Origin of the sequence: Legionella cherrii, assembly GCF_900635815.1 — a bacterium.
GTDB classification, from domain to species: domain Bacteria; phylum Pseudomonadota; class Gammaproteobacteria; order Legionellales; family Legionellaceae; genus Legionella; species Legionella cherrii.
The window spans coordinates 1013738-1034028 of sequence record NZ_LR134173.1 but is presented as its reverse complement, the minus strand read 5'-3'; the positions used below and the strand labels follow the sequence as shown (position 1 = coordinate 1034028).

Here is a 20291-nt window from a genome sequence, read left to right as displayed (position 1 = left end):
ACATTACCATCGCTTATAAGACCAAAGCCATTGTTCAGGATATGCGAGCAGCATTTCCTCCAGTCTTTTATTATATTTTTCCGTATTTTCCAGATAAGTTTGCTTTTTGTCTTTTGACGAGTTACTGGGGATCTCAGGGTGAAATTCGATGATGTGCTGCTTTTTATTTAATCGATAAAAACTAACCGACAAAACAGGGCAATTCAGACGATACGCAAGATGAGCCAAGCTCCCATAAGTTTTACTTGACTGTCCCAGGAAACTGGCTCTTAAACTGGACTTACTATGACAAGGTGGCCGCAAATCAAAAGGAAAAAAAACTACATTTTTAGCTCTTAAAGCGTTGCGGGTTTCAGCAAGGGCATTATGTTTTTTAATTATTTTAAAACCTGCTTTTTCAAAACGACCCCAAAAAATGGAGTTTAAAAAATTGAATCGCAATGGCCTCCGAACACAATAAAAATGATGGGCTCCTTTTTCAACTTGATTCAAAGAAAAAAGAGGAGCAAATTCCCAATTACCAAAATGCCCGGTTAAAATAAGCACTCCTTTTTCTTTTTTGAGTGCATTGTATAGATGCTCGACCCCAACAATGTTAACCCGCTTCGCTAAATATTTTTTTGTCAGAAAATTCATTAAAAAAAGCTCTTTGATGCAAAGAACCATATGGGAATAATAAGCTACCGTAATACGTTTTTTCTCGTATGAAGAAAGGAGGCTATGGAACACTCGTTCGATATTTTTTTGAGCCATGCTGTACTTTGAAGGCATTAGGAAGTAAACAATCCATCCCATCCAATGTACTGGAAGCCTATTAAAATTGCGTTTCAACTCGAGCATATGACATCCTAAATCTGTAGATTGAAACAAGCAGAAAATTTGCTCACGAAGTCTACCTGCGGCGGTTTAGAAAGTAAAATAGTATTTGGCTTTTAAATACCAGTTAAGTAATATCGGCGAATTACAAATCTACATATTAATCATTATGGATACACTCAAAACGCCCACACGGATTGCACTAGTTGCCGGAGAAGCTTCCGGAGATTTACTGGGTGCAGGTTTAATGCGGGAGTTAAAAAAGCATCTGTCCCATATTGAATGGATGGGTATTGGTGGCCCTGAGATGATACGGGAAGGCTTTAACTCCATGATCAATATGCAGCGCCTTTCGGTGATGGGCATTAGCGATGCCCTGCTTCATTATCCCAAATTATTTAAAATCAGAAAAATGCTTTATAAAGAATGGCAAAGCAATCCACCTGATGTGTTTATTGGGATTGATTATCCTTATTTTAATTTATCACTGGAATTGCGTTTAAAAAAATTGGGGATTAAAACCGTTCACTTGGTCAGTCCCAAAATTTGGGCCTGGCGACAAAAACGAGTTTTTTACATCAAAGAAGCGGTTGATTTGATTCTTACTTTATTTCCTTTTGAAGAAGCTTTATATAAGAAATTCAATGTTCCAGTACGCTATATAGGTCATCCTCTTGCTGATCAGATCGACCTGGACATTGATGCAGAACCCATTAGAAAACAATTTGGATTTACAGCACAAGATCAAATAATCAGTGTCTTGCCAGGGAGTAGAGCCAGTGAAATAAAATATATGGGGCCCTTGTTTCTTGATGTCATGCACGAGCTCTCCACCCAGATGCCTGAACTTCAGTTTATTGTGCCAACAGCCAATGCCAATTTAAAAGCTCTTTTTTTACAACACGTGCAGAATAAGGGATACAATTTAAAACTTAAGATGTTGGACGGACAATCTCGTGAGGCCATGCTTGCTTCAGATTTTGCTTTGGTCAAATCAGGAACAGCGACACTAGAAGCCATGTTATTAAAGCGTCCTATGGTTGTCGCCTTTAAATGGAGCGCCTTGAATCACGCCATTATCGCCCCCCAAGTTAAAATACCCTTTATCGCATTACCTAACATTTTAGCAAACCAGGAATTAATTCCTGAGTTTATCCAATCTGAAGCATTGGCCAAACCGATTGCACAAAAAGTATTAGAGTTGTTTCATACGGCAAAGACTGAGGAACTAAAACAGCAGTTTACTTCCATCCATCATTGCTTAAGGCAAAAAGCAAATGAAAAGGCCGCCTTAGCTATTTATCAGCTTCTGGAGTCTTCCCGTTCTTAATCCATTTTTTTAAAAAATAGGTTTGTCGGTGCCAGTCACGGTCATGAAGAGCAGGATATCCACCCACACGGGCACCTGGCTCGACGTTCTGAGTTGCAGTAGAGCCCACTAAAATCGTTGCCCCATCCCCTATGGTAAGATGACCACTTATACCTACTTTTCCGGCTAAAGTGACATACTCACCTAACTTACTGCTACCCGCAATCCCAACTTGCCCACAAAGAATAGAGCCTTTTCCTATTTTTACATTATGACCAATTTGCACCAGGTTATCCAAGCGGCACCAATCGCCAATTTCGGTGTTTTCCATAGAACCTCTATCAATGCAGGTATTGGCACCAATTTCGACATTGTTTCCGATAACCACTCCGCCCGCCTGAGGTATTTTATAATATCCCTGCTTATCACCAGCAAAACCAAACCCATCTTGGCCAATACAAGCCCCTGGATAAATCAATACTTTATTTCCCATCACGGTATGACTAATACTGACGTTATTTTCAATGCAACAATCATCGCCGATGATGACCCCATCACCAATAAAGGTATTGACTCCGATTTTACAGCGCGCACCGATGCGAACCTGTTCACCTATATAAGCACCGTGAGCAATATAACACTCTGGACCAAGGGTAGCGCTTTCCGCAACAAAAGCGGAGGGAGCAATGAAACTCTTAATGGAATCAGTTGGGTAAAAAACCTGGGCGATCAGTGCATAAGCTTTATAGGGATTATCATGAACCAATAAATGCATCTGTTGAGGCGCATGATGGACATAATTTGGTGAAATAATGCATGCCCCGGCCCGAGAGGTTTTTAACGCGCTGATATATTTTTTCTCATGCAACATGGAAAGATGGTTTTCTTGAGCATTCGAAAGTGGCGCAACATCTGAAACAGTATATGTCGCTCCCTCATGATGATGAAGTGATGCACCAGAACACTCAGCTAAATAAGCCAAACTAAAAGGACCTTTGGGAGTAGAAAAACGAAACGGCACCATTTAAATACCTTTAATTAATGAATCTTAACGATACAATCCACGCGTTGAACCTTTAAGAAATTGCACGATGTGATGGATATCAATATTATCCGCAAACTCGGATTGTACTTGTATGATTGCTTCTGCAATACTCAATCCCTTATTAAATAAAGTCTTATATGCACGCTTAATACAACTTTTTGCTTCAGATGAATACCCTCTTCGGCGTAGACGTTCTACATTAATGCCATATAATTTTGCAGGATTTCCTGAAACCAAAGCATAAGGGCAAACATCTTTAGTGATTAAACTAAGGGCTCCTATCATGGACATACGGCCCAACTTGATAAATTGATGCAAACCACAAAGCGCACCCACAGTGACCCAATCTTCAATGACGACATGTCCACCGATGGCAACAGCATTTGAAATGATATTATGATCCCCAATAAGCACGTCATGACCCACATGTGCTGAGGTCATCAGAACATTATTATTGCCAATACACGTCTTGCCGCCCCCTCCTCTCGTTCCACGATTTATAGTGACGTACTCTCGAATAATATTATCATTTCCAATGAGTACTTTGCTTACCTCCCCATTAAATTTGAGATCCTGAGGAATGCCGCCGATAATTGCCCCTGCGCCTATCTGATTACGCTCCCCAATTTCTGTCCATCCCTCTATGGTTACGTGAGAAGCAATTGACGTTCCTTGAGCAATCCTTACATTTTCACCAATTATAGAGTAAGGACCAATTGTGACATTAGGACCGATTTTAGCCCCAGGAGCAATCAATGCAGTTGGATGAATTTGATTGAGGGTAGGAATAACAGGACTTGCTAAATGATCTAATTGACTCACTAGCATTTTTACCTCCACAACTTAAATCTCAAAACGACAGTCCTTTTTCAAAGGCGCATTAAGTATCCAACCCTAATGCACCCCGTAAAGTCTTTATCAATCTAAACACGCTTTTGGATATCAGATTTTTAGATTAACACGTGTAGCTTAATTTAATGAACACATCACGAACAGCAAATCGTTGCGCGAAATAGACATTATTTTTAGTAATGCTGCTACGTATTGAATCGGCATTAACCTGCGACCAATATTGTTCGGTATTAATACCTCCTTGAACACCAAAACTGCTGCCATTACTAAAAGGAATCTGTGCAGCAACTGCTAAATTTGAGCCTACTACAATAGAAGTCCAAAGAGTTGTTGGCGTAGATTGATTGTAACCATAATGATCATTGGCTGGGATAACTGGAATATTAGGAATAGCTCTAGAAGTATTTAAATCCTCATCCCAGCTGGAACTATATGAACCACCTAAAACAGCCGCAGATACATCACCAAGAATACTTATATAACGATTTAGACTCCAAGTTGCACCCATACCAATTTGGGGACCAATTCCGAAATACTTTGCAGCATAATCAATTTCGTCCTCTAATGGAACTAGAACTGTAGTAGGTGGAATTCCATTAAAATCGAATAATGCCCATGATCCAGCATACTCAGCAGAAAACCCTTTTTTAAACTCAGTAGCCTTTATTCCATAAAAACGTGAGAATCGAACGTGATTTAATAATGAATTTTGGAAATAATGATGGGTGAGTAACTCAACCGTTTGAAAATCATAATGAGAACTGACAGATGCGCTCGCATCGATCATTTGCTGCCCATTAAACGATATATTAGTTACAGGATTATTTATAATGAAATTTTGGTCATTTTGTACGATTTGACTTAATCGATTAGACAATACGCCATTGGGGCCAGTATTATCGATGTCGTTAAAGCCTTTACTTTTTAAATTGGTATACGTCAAGGTGATATCATTGTCTGGGTTAAATTTATAACCCACACCCACTAAGAAACCCCAACGTGAATCAAGACTTATTTGGTGTCCTTCAATGTCACCATTAGCAGTAAAAGTATCGGCAAATACAGTTTTATTAATTCCTTCATCACTTAAAGAGCCATATATTGGAGCTCCAGTAACGAAAAAGCCGTTGGTAAGATCCTGAGCACTACCCATAGCGCCAGAAAAAGCCAAGGTGCTGTTAGCAAGAAACAGGCTGAAAAGAAATTTCCTTTTTTGTTTTAATATGATCACGTTCACTCCATTTAACATTAACAGATAACAAAAGAATTGAATCAGAAATTTTCTGATTGCTATAGGTTAACAGAAACTTATTGTATGTCTACAGGTTTACACTCACTTGCTTGCAATAAAAACCATTGGTCTCAATCGAATAGAGAAACGACAAAGTAAAAACAAAAGGAGTCTTACTAGAGGATATTTTTGTCCCATCTTATTCCTTGATATTTAAATCAAACTTAAATAAGCTGATTCATCAAATACGCTAAAGGAAATCAGATCGCAATGATCCATTTTAAAAAAATAATATTCATTTTTTTCTATTTCTTTTTAAGTGCTAACGCTTACAGCCAATCACTGACAAACCATCAGACAATCTTAGTGAGCTATACGGATCTTGGCACATTGTCTAAAGAAACAGCACAGATAATATTAAAAAAAATGCCCCCACTTGAAGTACTTGAAGCCCATTACGATGTGACACTTTATAAAATCAACTATAAAACTCCCGCCCCTGATGGACATTTGACGATTGCCTCAGGCCTAATGGCTGTACCATCAGGAGCAGCTGACTTGGGCATTGTCAGCTATCAACATGGAACTCGATTCAATCATGAAGATGCTCCTTCCAGAATGAAGGAAGGCGATTCGATTTATCCTGCCTTGTTTGCCAGTCATGGTGGTTACCTGACTGTTATGCCGGATTACCTTGGTTTCGGAGATAATGAGTTAACGCTGCATCCTTATGTACAATATGAAACGCTTGCCAGCAGCAGCGTCAATATGCTTTTAGCAGCCAAAGAACTTGCTAAAATAATAAATATTAAAGTGAATGACCAGCTTTTTATTGGTGGTTACTCCGAAGGTGGGTTTTCTTCTTTAGTCCTATTTGAATTACTTGCAAAGCAGTATCCAAACATACCCATTACTGCAGTTGCATTAGGTTCCGCACCTTATGACTGGAATGAAACCATGAAATTCATTATGCTTGATCCTGGACCAAGGGCTACTGCATATTTAGCGTATTTTTTCTATTCACTACAAACCTATAAAAACTACTGGACTGATTTAAATCAGATATTTGTTAGCCCGTATAATGCCATTGTTCCAGAATTATTTGATGGACTCCATTCCTCTAAAGAAATACTTAATGCACTACCTCAAAATCCAGCATTTATTTTTCAACAGGAGTTCTTCAATGCCATCTTAGATCATACCGATGCCAATTCAGAGAACCTGAAGAGCTATTTCAATCATTATGATTTTTCACCCACTGCACCGTTACTGCTCGTTGGCACCAAAGGAGATAAAGATGTTCCTTATCATGGAGCTGAACTTGCTTATGACCAATTTACAAAATACAGCAGCGCTGTTTCTATTCAATCGGTCAGTGATACACTCGACCATCGGGAGGCAGCACCCTACGTTTTTTATGAAATGCTACAATTTTTTAAACGATTCCATCCTAAATAAATTCCCTTCTCCCCTTGGGGGAGAAGGTGCCCATAGTTCGGTGAGGGTTCCAACCCGCATCATATCCTAAAAGTACCTGTTAATTTCTTCCTGCCATAACGCCTCCATCAACATTCATAATCTCTCCGGTGATCCAGCTTGCTTTGTCGGACAGAAGAAATTCAATGGCATGAGCAACATCTGGGGCCTGCCCCACTCTGCCTAAAGGATGAAATCCATTAAAACTCTGTAGCGATACGTCAATCTTATCTTCGTCAATAAACGATTTGTAGATAGGGGTTACAACCACTGCAGGTGCTACCGCATTAACTCTGATATTAAATTCTGCAAGTTCCATTGCTAAATGTTGGGTTAGCGAGTGCAACGCTGCTTTTTGCATCGAGTACGCTGATGAAGGCGTAGCCTTGACTGCTTGTTTGGCCCACATGGAGCCAATGTTAACTATTGACCCGCCCCCATCCTGTTTCATTTTTTCAGCAACGGCCTGGGTGATAAAGAAGAATGCCTTATTGAGATCCACCTGCAGATCGTAATCTGCTTCTGTATGTTCTAAAAAGGGTACCGGTTTGAAATAGCCAGCCGCATTTACAAGATACTTTATCGGGCGCGTTTCATTTTTTATATTCATAACCAATTGTGACACATGGGTTTTATCATAAAGACTAACTACTAAACTCGCGACATTTCCTCCTATACTCTTGATTTCATCAACAGCATGCTTCAGTTTTTGCTCATTTGTACCCGTAATCAATAAATCCAAACCATTTGCTGCCAGTCTTTTTGCTGTTTCTAATCCCATACCACTGGAGCCACCTACAATTATCGCTAATTTCTGATTTGACATGTTGCTCACCATTTTTAAAAATATTTGTTCCATCGATTATGGGTACTATATAATTTTAAAAAAAGTAGGTACTTAGTGGTACGGTAGGTACTTTTTGGTATGTCTTATTGAATGACTTGAAGAAAAAAATTGGAACAAAAAAAACCTCTAAAAACAATGACTATGGTTGAGACGATTTACGGTTGTAAATGGTCACTTACCGTCTATTCTCTTTTGCGTGATGGAATCAATCGCCCCGGAGAAATGGTACGCCTTGTCGAAGGCCTCACCACCAAAGTTTTAAATCAATGCCTTAGAAAAAACCTGGAATTCGGCATTCTTGGGAAGAACATTTTTCACGAAATTCCTCCCAGAGTGGAGTATTTCGTTACTCCATTTGGAAAACAATTTTTAAAAATTCTTGATGAAATCGAAGCACTTAACAGCACGATCGAATCGTAACCAAGAATTATTAGCTTATTTCACCACACAAGAAACCGGACCATTATCAAGTTGCAATTCATTACCACCAAAATCCGTCATAAATTGTCCAATGTACTTTTGACTTTGTTTGTTTAACTGCGCTGAAATAAAAATTCTCGGACGATCTTTCTCATCCTGATCCATAGCGACAAGCAACAAATTGCCTGTTCGCATACTGAATCGGGTCACATCGACTGGATAATCAAAATCAATTTTAGGTAAGTCCCCCATTTTACTCGGTACCGCAAAAGAAATAGCTTCTTCCATTCCTTGCATATGACAAACAACTGTGCTTTGTGCCGCATACGTTGCACCAGAATATGCCAGAATCAACAGCAATGATAAATTCAGACGTTTCAAGAATGAGCTCCTACTCTATTTTGAAGGCTTAGCCCTGAGGGGTGTCACCTTTTCATTATCCATTATTTCTACGTAAGCAAGTGTCCTATTTATTTAATAATGGCTCAATGCATCAAAGTTGCTAATCAAATAACTGCCGCCCCTTAGTTAAGCCTTCTCTTTGAAAATAAATAATAACTTAATAGGCAGAAATTTACCAACTCCATTCATGACGTTCCTTTTAAGAAAAAACTCGTTGAGTATTTCTTAGGAATACTTGCTTTTCTTATCATTTACCAATCGTACCATGCACGCATAAGCGTACTGGTACGATTAGAAATCATGTAACTTCCACTTCCAAAGCTATTTTGCGCACTACAATAGGAGTATGTTGCGTTCTGCGATGTCTCCTTGAATATCCGCTGAAGCATGTTGCGCTCTCCTAAAGAATAGTCCATGTAATTCCGTGACTTTAGCAAGAGAAGAAGTGTTCTTGCGCTGTTTGAATGTGTTGTCATGGACGTAAGTACAAACCATATCAAATAACTCCACCGGCAACATGGCCAAATGACTTTGTTCTTGTTCATACTGATCGAAGATTGGGGAAAAAAGATCGTTTTTACGATTGCGATTGATCTGTTCGGATGCAAATACCCTTTCTATAATTTGTCTTTTTAATACATAAGCTTCTTGCATTCTTTTAATATTATCGGCTGAAAGTACTAAACTTGGAGCGGGTGCGTATCCATAGTTAACATAAGGATTTAAAGGAATAAACGCCTCAAAGGGTATACCTTCATAAAGAGCCAAATTAACTGCGAATGCTGGTTTTCGCTCACGCTTTGTAAAATCGATGACTTCAATCGATGAAGAAATACCTGCCTTACCACTCGGACAAATCGTAATAAATAAATCACCCAATTTTACTCGTATGTCAGTTTGTCCATCCTCTTCCAAAATTACGAAATCTTCTTCCTCATATAAATATTGATCTAAATCATTTAACTTTATTCTTTGAAGATTTTGTATTTCAAACCGATAACTATTAAATACTTCGCTCGCATAATGCTTTTCTTTATTTTCACCATCGTCTTGAATCTCGTCGTATACTATAACTGGTGATTTTAACGGCTTAAATATAATGATTGGACAAGTAATATAGAGCAGCTGCCACATTTCAAGACTAATTCCCAAGGCTTCGGCAATCTTGGAGCTATCATTTAATTCAGGGTACTTTGCAATACAGTCCATGAGCAATCCATATTCCTTTTTATAAGCCGAAGCATCAATCGACTTTGGAATTTTTAACTGTGGATATTTTGACTCTTCTCCATCCAGAATCTTTAACGTGCGCTCGATAATTTTCTGAGCCTCTTTTTTCAGTGGATGCTCTGGAATATCTTGTTGGGGTTGCGATGGTATGAGCTTTCCCTTTAACTTCTGACATGCATTTTGAAACGGAAAGATGCCGGTAATCAGTTGCTCTTGCTTCACCAGACTCATTGCCATATCTAACAAAGCTATTTTTTCCTTTAGACTTAGTTCCCTTTCTGCTTCAATCTGCTCAGCAATTTCTTTTAATATTTGCTCCTCAAGTTTGCGCTTGCTTCCAAGTGAGTGTTTTGCAATCTTTTGTTCAAATTGAGATAAAACGGCTTGCAGTTCCGCTGGACTACTCAGCGCTCCTTTAGGCAAAAGCTTCATATTGCGAATATAAGCCCATTCGAAATCAACTCCATCTAAATCGATTGTCGATAAATCAACTTCATCAAGGTTTGCTCTGTTTAATTGTATGCCTTTTAATATCGCTTCTGTAAAATCCACTTCCCTCAAAAGTGCTCCATTGAAGTCAACACCTCTCAGATAAGCACCGCGAAACTTCGTCTGACAAAGATCAGCATAACTCAATTTTACACCGCATAGATTAAGATAAGAAAAATCCTCATTTCTAAATTGCAAACCACTCAGATTGGCTCCAGCGAGCAAATTAACGAATCGGTGCGGGTGATGCTGTCTCACGTGAGTCATTAATTTTTGTTTATAATCCATCATGTGTTGATTTAGGAGCGATAGTGGATAATTAGAGAGCTTTTCCAATTTGGCGTTACCTGCATTGATGTCCTCTGATGCAGTCAGGATAAGCTCCAGATGCTCCCTGGTGTTTTCATCTAGCGTTATCTCATCCATCGCTTGCTTTACGTTAGGAGGTAAGACATTGCAATCGCGGGTGAGCGTATAACAAATGGCTTCCTCAGCAGTAAGCAATTCCTGAGTAAGGACTTTGCGCTTTAATTCTTGATAGCACGCTGTTCTCTGATAAAACGCGGTAAATTGATGCCCCTTAATTCCATCCGCATGGCTTAAGTAATTGATGATAAAATGAGGTCTGGTTATTAGTTCAAGTGTTGCATTAACTACCGCCGTTTTGGATTTCGCCATGAGTCGTGCATTGAGCAAATCGTGTGGAGGGACTTGACTCAGAATGTACATCATCATTTCATCAGGAAGCGTCCAAAGTGGATTAGATTGATTCATGTCTTCAGCATTCACATCAGCACCAATTACATTAGTTTGCTCCATAATCGATGCGGTAGTTGCTTCATCAACATCATCCAATTGCTGCGTGGATAACTGAGTCATTATGGGTTGCGATACCGCCCCTCGTTCCTTTCTTATTATATCCATTGGCTCTTGTTGGCTCAGATCGTATTTGTCTTTCATGTAACACCTATTTAAAATCTAATGATGTGGCTGAGCCAAAATGCTGCAACCAGCTAAGCAGTTCATAATAAAAATTGACTAATAAATCTCCAGCTCCAGGAAATCGTGTCAATTCACTGTGAGTATTTTGGATTTATGTAGAGGCGATTTAAGAAAAGTGGGAAAAAAATAAAAACGAGATACATTGTCTAATCTTTATTCTTAATTTAATTAGATTATCTATTTAACGGCCACTGATAACTTGAAAATCTATCTCAATAAAATCCAGTTTGTTGATTTAAGATTGCCTAAGTAGTACCAGTCCCCCTCTCATACAGACATTTAACTTTTTTGATTATTATCTGCGTGAACAGCATATAAAGTGCGCTTATTGTACGGCTTTATTCTTAAGAAAACATTAACTTATTTGATTATGTATTAGCCAACGCATTGCCTCAAAATACTTGTTGCCGAAAGGAGGAAAGCAAAGATGGGGGAAGTACGCATGGATTTATATTTGAAAACACAGCGTTGGCGTTATCACCGAGGTAATCGTGAGGTGAAGAAACGCATATTGGATGAGTTTTGCGAGACACATGGCTATCATCGTAAAGCGGCAGCCAGGTTATTAAGGCAGTTACCTATCTCTGATAAAAAACCTAAAAAACCAGGTAAAAAGAAAATTTATGACCCTAGTATATTATTGGAGCCGCTTAAAAAGATTTGGCTTGCTACGGATCAGATATGTGGCAAGCGCTTAAAAGAGCGCTCTGCCCATATGGTTACCGCATTATCACAAACATCATGAGACTTCATTAGATGAGCTCTCTGCTCAATTGCTGACAATGAGTGCTGCAACAATTGATCGCATGCTAAAACCCATTAAATCTCGCTATGGAAAAGGTTTAAGTGGAACGAAACCCGGAAGCCTTTTAAGAAAACATAGAAGAAAACTTACCTTTTGAAATCAAAGGGTTTGATTGTGATAACGGCTCGGAGTTTCTTCATTGGCACCTTATTCGTTAGCAACTATTTATTAACTGCAACAAAACCTCTCAAAAGCAACACCTATTTTGAGGCAACGACTCAGTATATTTTTTGTCCTTCGGCAACACCTTTCATTGAGGCAATAGGAGAGAGAATAATCGGAAATTTGTAGTGAATACCATTAAAAGTACAACACAATGCATTGAGCCAATCCCTCTAAGAATAGCTCAGGGTTTCGCCCGCTTTTTCTATAACCGACTCCGTATCAGTTAAAACATGACAAAAACCCCTCGTGATACAATACAACACTTTATCTAAAAATTTCATGAAGGGATTGTTGTGCCTTTGCTCACTGGTTTCCTCCAGAGTGTACTTTTTCGCTTCAGTAAAAGCCTTACTTAATTGGTTTTTTGATTCTTGAAGAAAGTGGTGTGCTGTTTTAACCAACATGGTTCTGGTGTGACTAAATTGTTCTTCTAAAGAGGGTTGTTGATCGAATAGGTCTTCTGCTTCTGACTCTTCCGAAGGGAATAAAGAAACCATCTGCAGTTTAGACATTTCTTTTTTTTCTTGCTCAAGATGAGTTTTATGCTTCATGCTGAGTTGAGGATGCTCTGTAAGCATGCCCTGAACTTGTGATTGTAATGCTTCCAATTGCTCTATTTCTGAGTCCTGTCCGCTGACTTGAGCCAATAAATTAGCTACCTTGCCTGCCATTTTTTTACTGATTTGCGATGGCTTACACACTAGATGATATCGGATATATGTAGTTTCTAATTGATCTTTTATTAATCGCAACCGACTTATCTTCGCCCGAAGATTTTCTTCTGTATCAAAAAAACCTGGACTTTTTTGTCTGTTTTGTAGTGACTCCATTTTATCATCGATTAACTCCAGAGCTTCCTCCAGGGCCTTCATACGATTCACTAAAATTCGATTAATATATTGAGGATCTTCTGCAAGTTCTTGTTGTTTTTGAATTATTCGGGTTACCAGCTCAATTAACTGTTCTCCCATTTTATGTTTTTGAGCTAATTTTTTATCAATTACATATCCCCAGCTATTTAGAAACTTATCTTTGTCGAGCTGATAGCTTTTCAGCTGTTCCAGCGTGTTTTCATTAAATGGGAAATAAAAAGGTGGATCAAAAAAATCTTCTGAAATGGGTGATTTCAGCATTTCTTTGATTAAAGCTGGGGTGAGTTCAGCATGATGTGTTAAGACATCTCCAAGGGTATTTACTTCAAAAGCTGCAAGGCCCCCCATATATCCGTCCTTAAGGACAGCAAGGACATCATTGAGATTTTCATAAAATTGGGTGATTTTCATTACTCTTGGCTCGAAACTGGTATTAACACAGTATAACATAATGATCTTTTTATGATCAATAAAGGCATAAGTTGAACTTATTTTTAACTGTTTATTCCATTCTATCGATCTAGAGAACATGTCCTCCATCCACTGCAAAAACTTTACCTGTAATCCAATTGGCTTTTTGTGAAGCAAGAAATAAAACCATATTGGCAATATCATTTGGTGTTCCCGGCCGCTGTAAAGGAATATTGCTCACATAATATTGCCATAATTCTGGATTGCCGGTTGCCGTATCTTCGTTCATTCCTGCTTCAATCACACCGGGAGCAATCGTATTCACTCGTATGCCGTGTTTCGCCAAATCCAAGGCCGCATGTTTTGTCCATTTATTCAGCGCGGCCTTCGAAGCGCCATATCCAATCCCTTTGTTCATCGTCATAATGCCGCTGATTGAAGAAATATTTAAAATACACCCCTGATTAACATTTTCCACCATATTCTTAGCGCATAATTGGGCTAAATAAAGCGGGGAAACCGTATTCACCTGAAAGACTTGCTGCATTTTTTCTGGAGATAATTCAAATAAGGTTTCGCGACACAACATGCCGGCATTATTCACTAAAATATCGATACCGCCTAAATGCGCCATTGCCTGCGCAGCAAAAGTTGCAACATCCTCCATTTTGGCAAAATCAGCATAAAATGCTTTTGCATTTCGCCCTAGTGCCTTAATCGCTTGAACCGTTGCCTCTGCCCCCGGTGCATCACTGCGATAACTAATGACCACATCGGCTCCTTGCTCTGCAAAAGCGATCGCTATTCTTTGACCTATACTGCGATTCGCACCGGTAACAATGACCTTCTTCTCTTTAAAATCCATGTAATTCCTTATTTATATGTAACCCAGATGCAGCACAGCGAAAAGCGGGTGAATGGTACTTCGAAAAATCCCATGGTTCGCTGCGCCAGCGCTGCTCTTTATATTGAGCTTTGTATCCGGCAACAATCGATAACAGATAATTTTAAGCCAAATTATCATGAAATGCAGGCAATAAATGAAAAACCCCCACCCATCGAATCAAAAAAATTAAACACCTTGACACCGATGCCTGCGCACTGTAGAAATTAAAGCACTAAAGGATTTAGAAGGAGAAGATTATGGGAGGAGAATTAGAGCTCTGTCAGAAAGAAATGAATACAGCGATTCAGCCTGTTTTCGCACGTCTTGAGCACTACCGTAATGCCATGTTTGAAATAAGGAAATTGTTGAAGGAATATTTTTTTGATGCATGGCGAACACAAAAACTCACTGAAGTCGCCAAAAACGAGGAACTGGTTTTTAGCTTCAACTTGGTTCAAGAGGCTATGGAAAAATGTCTGGTTGAAGAAGAAACTTTAGTAAAAACCGCGCAAATAATTAGTGATAATACAAAAAACCCAAGTCTTGCGGCCGCTCTTGATGCTCATGTTCTAAACTGTGGCTTACCCATTGAATTGCGTGAAACAGATGGAGTATATCTCTTTAAATCTGCTAAACCCTATACGCCTTCGGCGCAAGCATTTATGTGCCAGTTTGCTTATGCCTTGAGCGCATATCGGGTATGTTTAGGAATTTGTGAAACCTATTATGCGCTTTATCGTCATGAAGGGATACAAACAGAGTATGTGTCCAATTACATGCAATCAGCCACTTTGTTACAACAGCAAATCGAAGGAAGTGTCAATTTAATTTCCTTACATCAACAAGCAAGAGCTATAGAAAAAGAAATTATAGGCGCGTTACGGTCTGAGAAAGTACGTGAAGGATTAGATCAGTTTCAAATGGATATCGATTCGCTTACAAGCAAATTGGTCGAATTATTAGAATCCGGAATCGTTCATTTACAAAATTGTTATCAGGAGTTTCCTAACAATCCCATCTTATGGATGCTCCATGACCGGAGTTGGCATACCTTACTCAAAACCCTTTCTGGATTATTGTATGCCGATCATTACACTTACTCTACTTTATATGGCTCACTGACTATTAAAAAAGAATTTATTGCGCTTATAACAGCAGAAATAGACCATTTTGGCGCCGTTACATCAGCCAAAACCCCTCTGCTTAAAGTCGAATTATTAAGAAAAGCAGCAAAGCTTATAACTGAAATAAAAATTGATATCTTGGCAAAACTTGCTGAGCAGGGAATTGAATTGGTTAAAGCCCCCCAAATCGGCATGTTTTCAAAAGATCCATCACCCGATCTTTACGCTCTTTTATTGGCTTCCTGGAAAAAAAGCCTTCCTATAAAAGATCAGGATGATGAAGAGAAAACGGTCGAGCTCCCTTTGGGTATCAGTTCGTAAAATAAAATGAGCGATTTACAGCATTTTTTACCTTAATTAAATTATAGTTTTAGGGACTATCTGAAAACGAGTGAATAGATGAAAGTGAGGGCCATTGTATAAGCAAATAAACATAAAAATCGCGGTGCAACTTTCATAGACACCGCAAAGAAAACAAAAATTAAGTGAATCAAAAATAGTACGCCAACTATATATTGGTTGATATTTTCTGCAGAAAGATAAAAATAATTTCTAGGGAATCCATCAGGAAATGCATTTAAGCGAGTGACGACCGTTGCAATCAGAATGATTAAATAAAATAAATACAAAACAAGGGGATAAGTGATTAAAAATATTGTTAGCTTAAATTCTTCACCTTCTTCTTTATCTAACTTTTTAACAAAAATGAGCGCAATGAGTGAAACAATAATCCCGATAAAATTAAAGCGGACGAAAGAGGAGCTGATTAAAGGAAAAAAATCGGAGTGGGCCAACAAGGACCAGTTATACTCTGCGATGATTGCGATGAGTATCAGAGGAAAAAATAATGCTGCCTTTAATAATAAAGGGTTTGCTTTTTCCATCTTAAATAACGAACTTGTGGCATTAAGATGAACAAAAATATTCCAAACAAATGAAGTAACAAAGAATAAAAAAAACGCATTTATGAGAAATAATAGCGTTAGAGGGCTAAACCACATCGAGATAAAATGTTCACGCATTGCATTTTCTCAAAAATTATTCAGATTTCATAATTATAGAATGTCTTTTTTATATTATCTCGTTCGCGAAAAACACTTCAACGAGCTTAAGCCAGTCCAAATAATAATCACCTATACTATAAAAAGAAGCAACTGATTTTCTTTTGATCATGAAAGAAAAATTTGAAGAGATTTCCAAGCGTTTATCGGGTTTAGGCATTAATCTTCAAAATGCACCCCCGCTGGAAAACAATGATGAGACAATGCAGCATATGGCCTATATTGATCATTTAAATCATGCGGCATATGAAGCAATTGAAGAACAATACTCAAAATTTGACCCCAATTTCAATATAGAGGAGCAGCTTCAATTTTTTAAAAGAATTATCGCGATAAAAAATATCTTAAGAGAATTACAAGTTATTCATAATGAGCTAACAAAAAGTTTGTGCCAAAAATCAGCGATATATATACATAATGAAGACGATATTTCATTAAATGAAAAATACATACTTCCTGAGTTAAAAGGAAAAAAAACTAAAGAAATCGTACGTGCAAATTTTTATCAACTCTTAGAGAATATAAAAAATAATAATTCGCTTAGTACAGCAGAGGCAGATTATGTTTACTCACTCTTAATGCAAATTGTTTCCAGGCCAGGAGGGATAAACTTAATTGTAAAACTTAATTACCTGTTAACAACCAAAGAGGCTAAGTTAGTCTTAACACCCAGTAATGATTTTGAGTGCTCTATGGCAGCAGCTGGATTTGCAAAGATCAACCCAAACTACAGCAGCAAATCCATTACTCCAGAGCAAGAGCTTAGAACGATATTAAAGAGAGAAACCGTGCCTGGAGTTGGGGTCAAAAAAATACTTATTGGTATCGATTTTCGCTATAACGATAAAATTTCCTCTTTGAATTTAGATACCTATGCATCAACTGGAAATGGATTAACTGATGCGGGCCCACCTTTTATTTTATTAGCCCATGAACTCATTCACGGATTACATAATCTTACCGGCAAAGCACGCTATAATTTTTCGCCCTTTTTTCACGGCCCCCAATACCGTGATGATCCATTGATGAGTTTACTATATCCGATGAGTTCCTTATTTAGCTTGGGTCCTGCGGCTGAAGAATACTGGACTATTGAAGAGGGTAATTTATGTGAAAATGTAATCCGCAAAGAACACGGTTATTTTTTTAGGACCGGGCATATCAGCGCCGAACCAGGTGGTCGAGGGATTCGAGATCTCTATTATCTTGGATTAGCACGTAGTTATAATATTTCTAATCTAACCCGCTGCCAGGAGTATATCAATCTACTTGAGATAGAAGAGAGTGACGTCGATGATGAAGTCGTTGACAAACTACTTAAATTTGAAAAATTTAACACCTGGTCTTACTCTTTAACCGACTTAATTCATTTATGTAAAAGCATTTCTCCTTACCAACTTAAGAAAATGGAAAAAATTATTGCTCAATTTAAAAATCCAGGAGATGAAGCTCCGGATCAGGAACTACTTTTGAAAGACTTTTTAATGGAAATACCGCCTAAAATGGCTCAACTATTTATTGCTATTTCAAAAGATAACCTGGTTGATAAGGACAAAGAAATAGACCCAGAGGTCCTCGATAAGGCCCTCACAACAATTAAAAAAATCAATGAACTGTTAAAAGCATCCGATTTACCCAGCCCGCTTCGCGATCATTTTGAACAATTTACCAAAGACATAGAATCGAAAGCTGATCGCCCCCATAGGCTCGTCTTCTAGCGTCATTCATTTTATCGTGGACCACCTGATGGTCTTAATTTTTTTAAAATCAATCCCTCTCAAAAAAGCACACAACAACCGGCTTTTAGAACATTTTCTTCATTTTGCGGCGCAAAATATTGTTTTAACGTTTCTTTATTCAATCGTTCATGGAAAAAAAAAATTTTGGTTGCTTAATAATAGATTTAACCATGACGCATTCATATTGAGTGTTGAATTATAAAAATCACCAAGAAAATCTATATCGGTCAGTGCAAACATATCACCTATCCATGGATCAAGTAGGAATTCCTTTGTAATCACCACTGTATGTTTTATGTCTTCAATATCATAAATTAATGCAGGGATGTTTTGTTGTCGCAGTAAAGCGGCTAAATAAAATGCCTGATGTTCACAATTCCCTGTTTTCCATGTAGATATGAGGTATTTTATTGGCGCCCGCGCATCGAGAAAATTAATCTGCTTATCCTCGCGGTATTTTGAAACTTTTAATAAAAAAGTTCTTATTTCACCTATTCCATGCACAGCCAATAAACTATTTTCATTATATTGAGCCGCTCGTGCTGTGCGTATTTTTGTGGTTAATGGATTAATAACTAAAGCAGAAGTACTTGCAATACATACCGACATGGTAGTTTCTAACGCTTTGCGCAACTGTTGACGATATTTTGGCGAGTAAATCTCAATTTCCTTGAATTTATAAAATTTAACCATAGCCAATCTCCATTTGAGCTCATTGGGTTTGTGGACCATCCTACTATTCTGCAAAATGCGGTAATTTTTGCGATCCCATATTCACATCCTTCTGTATGCTGAATTTCCGTGCTCTAAAATCACACCCTTTTGGTGAATTGTCAAAAGCCTTAGTTCAAACTGCAAACCATGAAATACCATTAAAAATAAAATTTATAAACACTTTATCCCAGCTGTCTTAGCGCTACACTGACACGACAAACACTGCTAACTAGGTCCCGTGGCTTGCCGATGGAATTACGCTCATTTGCAACTTAAAACCTGATGAAAATAAACTAGCTCAGTGACTTTTCGTGCCACTTACAATGAGTTAATATTAGGCACTGTGATTATCTTACCTATTATTTAAACAATTTATTTTTGAATCCCCCAATGGGCTGCAGGTTGGGAAATTCATTATGAGGACATGATAGAGCAATAGAAAAAGACCCTGTTAGTATTTTTGAAAACGAAGCTGTGAAGAGTAAAGACGGATATTTTCCTGAAAATATGTCAATGATTTTTAGGCACTTTCAAGCGAACAAAAAAGAGAGGGACAATGTGCATTTTTAAAGATATTACACACCGTTATTGTCAAAAAATATTGGATGCCTATCAGGCGCAGGTAGATGAAAAGACATATAAGGGTAAAGAAGCTGAATTATTAATTCAAAGAAATGAAATTGCTCGAGATTTAGTCACAACCATTAAAGAGATCGAATTTGAAAATGATTATATTAAATATTTCGATCAGGTTTTAAACACCATTAACGCGAAATTGAAAGAAGTCAGCAGCGCTGTTTTAGAATATAATAAAAAATATAAAACTTCGTTCACCACTGATCTTTATGAAACTTTTTTCACTGCAAGCTTGATCAGTTTTATTAACGCATTAAGCAACCTGGTTCAAAGTAGTCCTCAGATCATCGTGAATATTAAGGATGAATCATTATTTACGAGTAAAAAAGACTCCCCGTGGTTTTATCATTTTTCATTTGTTTTATATGAATATATTCTTGATAAAGAATTTGAATTCGCTACCACTAAAATCGATAGAGATATTTTTGATGCCAAAAAAACTTTAATCCTTAAGTACATTCAAAATGCCGGAAATCTTTTTTCTCGCTTTGAAAATGAGAATGAGCCGGAATACCAAGAGCTCATGAAGGTACTTTTAAATAGTCTGTGTTCTGAAGAAAAAGACATTCAACGACGTAAAACGGAAGAAGCGAGTTCAGGGTATATGTACGCTTATTTATCCCAATCATTTTACAAAGCATCGGAAAAAATAATGGGGAAAAATCAATTGGGACAAAAAATTGAACTTTTGAGTAAGGAGTTTAGTGAAAAATCAACGGGTAAAGAACTAAGCTGTAACTAATCCTTATGGCTAACCTG

At 37.9% G+C, this 20291-nt stretch carries 18 protein-coding genes; 7 read left to right on the top strand and 11 right to left on the bottom strand.

What is annotated here, in order from left to right; all coding sequences use genetic code 11:
- Positions 1-3: 3 nt before the first annotated feature.
- Positions 4-840 carry a lysophospholipid acyltransferase family protein gene (locus EL022_RS04390; RefSeq protein WP_028382542.1) on the bottom strand — a complete coding sequence of 279 codons (837 nt, stop codon included), beginning with the start codon at positions 838-840 and terminating at the stop codon, positions 4-6.
- 145 nt (positions 841-985) lie between these two features.
- On the opposite strand from EL022_RS04390, the gene lpxB reads away from it, so the two are divergent.
- On the top strand, positions 986-2146 hold the full coding sequence (lpxB, locus tag EL022_RS04385) for a lipid-A-disaccharide synthase (RefSeq protein WP_028382541.1): 1161 nt from the start codon (positions 986-988) through the stop codon (positions 2144-2146).
- Here lpxB and lpxD read toward each other — a convergent pair.
- The 3 genes from lpxD to EL022_RS04370 form a co-directional block, all read right to left on the bottom strand.
- Complete coding sequence (gene lpxD / locus EL022_RS04380; protein WP_028382540.1) at positions 2112-3149, bottom strand: UDP-3-O-(3-hydroxymyristoyl)glucosamine N-acyltransferase; 1038 nt, start codon at positions 3147-3149, stop codon at positions 2112-2114. The genes lpxB and lpxD overlap by 35 nt on opposite strands.
- Before the next feature lie 24 nt (positions 3150-3173).
- Positions 3174-3998 carry an acyl-ACP--UDP-N-acetylglucosamine O-acyltransferase gene (gene lpxA / locus EL022_RS04375; RefSeq protein ID WP_028382539.1) on the bottom strand — a complete coding sequence of 275 codons (825 nt, stop codon included), beginning with the start codon at positions 3996-3998 and terminating at the stop codon, positions 3174-3176.
- Positions 3999-4125: 127 nt separating this feature from the next.
- The gene (locus EL022_RS04370) at positions 4126-5253 is read right to left on the bottom strand and encodes an Lpg1974 family pore-forming outer membrane protein (RefSeq protein WP_028382538.1); all 1128 of its coding nucleotides are present in this window, start codon (positions 5251-5253) and stop codon (positions 4126-4128) included.
- 270 nt (positions 5254-5523) lie between these two features.
- Between EL022_RS04370 and EL022_RS04365 the strand changes: the two genes are divergently transcribed.
- Positions 5524-6711: an alpha/beta hydrolase family protein gene (locus tag EL022_RS04365; protein ID WP_028382537.1), complete on the top strand. Its 1188-nt coding sequence runs from the start codon at positions 5524-5526 to the stop codon at positions 6709-6711.
- A gap of 79 nt (positions 6712-6790) precedes the next feature.
- Here the strand turns inward: EL022_RS04365 and EL022_RS04360 are convergent, their stop codons facing one another.
- On the bottom strand, positions 6791-7555 hold the full coding sequence (locus EL022_RS04360; protein WP_028382536.1) for an SDR family NAD(P)-dependent oxidoreductase: 765 nt from the start codon (positions 7553-7555) through the stop codon (positions 6791-6793).
- A gap of 156 nt (positions 7556-7711) precedes the next feature.
- Between EL022_RS04360 and EL022_RS04355 the strand changes: the two genes are divergently transcribed.
- Positions 7712-7996, top strand: a complete 285-nt coding sequence (locus EL022_RS04355; protein WP_081776927.1) for a winged helix-turn-helix transcriptional regulator — start codon at positions 7712-7714, stop codon at positions 7994-7996.
- 15 nt (positions 7997-8011) lie between these two features.
- On the opposite strand, the gene EL022_RS04350 is transcribed toward EL022_RS04355, so the two are convergent.
- Positions 8012-8377, bottom strand: a complete 366-nt coding sequence (locus EL022_RS04350) for a hypothetical protein (RefSeq protein ID WP_028382534.1) — start codon at positions 8375-8377, stop codon at positions 8012-8014.
- A 354-nt stretch (positions 8378-8731) separates the two neighbouring features.
- Positions 8732-11077 (bottom strand): pentapeptide repeat-containing protein, encoded by a 2346-nt coding sequence (locus EL022_RS04345; RefSeq protein WP_028382533.1) that lies wholly within the window; start codon positions 11075-11077, stop codon positions 8732-8734.
- A 484-nt stretch (positions 11078-11561) separates the two neighbouring features.
- On the opposite strand from EL022_RS04345, the gene EL022_RS04340 reads away from it, so the two are divergent.
- Positions 11562-11864 carry a hypothetical protein gene (locus tag EL022_RS04340; protein ID WP_241972245.1) on the top strand — a complete coding sequence of 101 codons (303 nt, stop codon included), beginning with the start codon at positions 11562-11564 and terminating at the stop codon, positions 11862-11864.
- Between the two features lie 395 nt (positions 11865-12259).
- On the opposite strand, the gene EL022_RS04335 is transcribed toward EL022_RS04340, so the two are convergent.
- Both EL022_RS04335 and EL022_RS04330 read right to left on the bottom strand, forming a co-directional pair.
- Positions 12260-13492 carry a hypothetical protein gene (locus EL022_RS04335; protein WP_028382532.1) on the bottom strand — a complete coding sequence of 411 codons (1233 nt, stop codon included), beginning with the start codon at positions 13490-13492 and terminating at the stop codon, positions 12260-12262.
- Positions 13482-14237, bottom strand: coding sequence for an SDR family NAD(P)-dependent oxidoreductase (locus tag EL022_RS04330; protein ID WP_028382531.1), 756 nt, complete (start codon positions 14235-14237; stop codon positions 13482-13484). The genes EL022_RS04335 and EL022_RS04330 overlap by 11 nt, the downstream gene beginning before the upstream one ends.
- Before the next feature lie 278 nt (positions 14238-14515).
- Between EL022_RS04330 and EL022_RS04325 the strand changes: the two genes are divergently transcribed.
- On the top strand, positions 14516-15703 hold the full coding sequence (locus EL022_RS04325) for a hypothetical protein (RefSeq protein WP_028382529.1): 1188 nt from the start codon (positions 14516-14518) through the stop codon (positions 15701-15703).
- Between the two features lie 56 nt (positions 15704-15759).
- On the opposite strand, the gene EL022_RS04320 is transcribed toward EL022_RS04325, so the two are convergent.
- A complete protein-coding gene (locus EL022_RS04320) occupies positions 15760-16404 on the bottom strand; it encodes a hypothetical protein (protein WP_028382528.1) in 645 nt (214 codons plus the stop codon).
- 149 nt (positions 16405-16553) lie between these two features.
- On the opposite strand from EL022_RS04320, the gene EL022_RS04315 reads away from it, so the two are divergent.
- On the top strand, positions 16554-18161 hold the full coding sequence (locus EL022_RS04315; protein WP_051544521.1) for a hypothetical protein: 1608 nt from the start codon (positions 16554-16556) through the stop codon (positions 18159-18161).
- 147 nt (positions 18162-18308) lie between these two features.
- Here EL022_RS04315 and EL022_RS04310 read toward each other — a convergent pair whose 3' ends face one another.
- Complete coding sequence (locus EL022_RS04310) at positions 18309-18875, bottom strand: hypothetical protein (protein ID WP_277873321.1); 567 nt, start codon at positions 18873-18875, stop codon at positions 18309-18311.
- A gap of 577 nt (positions 18876-19452) precedes the next feature.
- Here EL022_RS04310 and EL022_RS04305 point away from each other — a divergent pair.
- Positions 19453-20274, top strand: coding sequence for a hypothetical protein (locus tag EL022_RS04305; RefSeq protein ID WP_028382527.1), 822 nt, complete (start codon positions 19453-19455; stop codon positions 20272-20274).
- The last annotated feature ends 17 nt before the right edge of the window (positions 20275-20291 follow it).

Coding starts and splice junctions, on each gene's coding strand:
- EL022_RS04345 (WP_028382533.1), bottom strand. CDS start 11,077: ATGAAAGACAAATACGATCTGAGCCAACAAGAGCCAATGGATATAATA.
- EL022_RS04330 (WP_028382531.1), bottom strand. CDS start 14,237: ATGGATTTTAAAGAGAAGAAGGTCATTGTTACCGGTGCGAATCGCAGT.
- EL022_RS04335 (WP_028382532.1), bottom strand. CDS start 13,492: ATGTTCTCTAGATCGATAGAATGGAATAAACAGTTAAAAATAAGTTCA.
- EL022_RS04315 (WP_051544521.1), top strand. CDS start 16,554: ATGAAAGAAAAATTTGAAGAGATTTCCAAGCGTTTATCGGGTTTAGGC.
- EL022_RS04320 (WP_028382528.1), bottom strand. CDS start 16,404: ATGCGTGAACATTTTATCTCGATGTGGTTTAGCCCTCTAACGCTATTA.
- EL022_RS04305 (WP_028382527.1), top strand. CDS start 19,453: ATGTGCATTTTTAAAGATATTACACACCGTTATTGTCAAAAAATATTG.
- lpxD (WP_028382540.1), bottom strand. CDS start 3,149: ATGGTGCCGTTTCGTTTTTCTACTCCCAAAGGTCCTTTTAGTTTGGCT.
- EL022_RS04360 (WP_028382536.1), bottom strand. CDS start 7,555: ATGTCAAATCAGAAATTAGCGATAATTGTAGGTGGCTCCAGTGGTATG.
- EL022_RS04325 (WP_028382529.1), top strand. CDS start 14,516: ATGGGAGGAGAATTAGAGCTCTGTCAGAAAGAAATGAATACAGCGATT.
- EL022_RS04390 (WP_028382542.1), bottom strand. CDS start 840: ATGCTCGAGTTGAAACGCAATTTTAATAGGCTTCCAGTACATTGGATG.
- EL022_RS04340 (WP_241972245.1), top strand. CDS start 11,562: ATGGATTTATATTTGAAAACACAGCGTTGGCGTTATCACCGAGGTAAT.
- EL022_RS04355 (WP_081776927.1), top strand. CDS start 7,712: ATGACTATGGTTGAGACGATTTACGGTTGTAAATGGTCACTTACCGTC.
- lpxB (WP_028382541.1), top strand. CDS start 986: ATGGATACACTCAAAACGCCCACACGGATTGCACTAGTTGCCGGAGAA.
- lpxA (WP_028382539.1), bottom strand. CDS start 3,998: ATGCTAGTGAGTCAATTAGATCATTTAGCAAGTCCTGTTATTCCTACC.
- EL022_RS04310 (WP_277873321.1), bottom strand. CDS start 18,875: ATGGTTAAATTTTATAAATTCAAGGAAATTGAGATTTACTCGCCAAAA.
- EL022_RS04365 (WP_028382537.1), top strand. CDS start 5,524: ATGATCCATTTTAAAAAAATAATATTCATTTTTTTCTATTTCTTTTTA.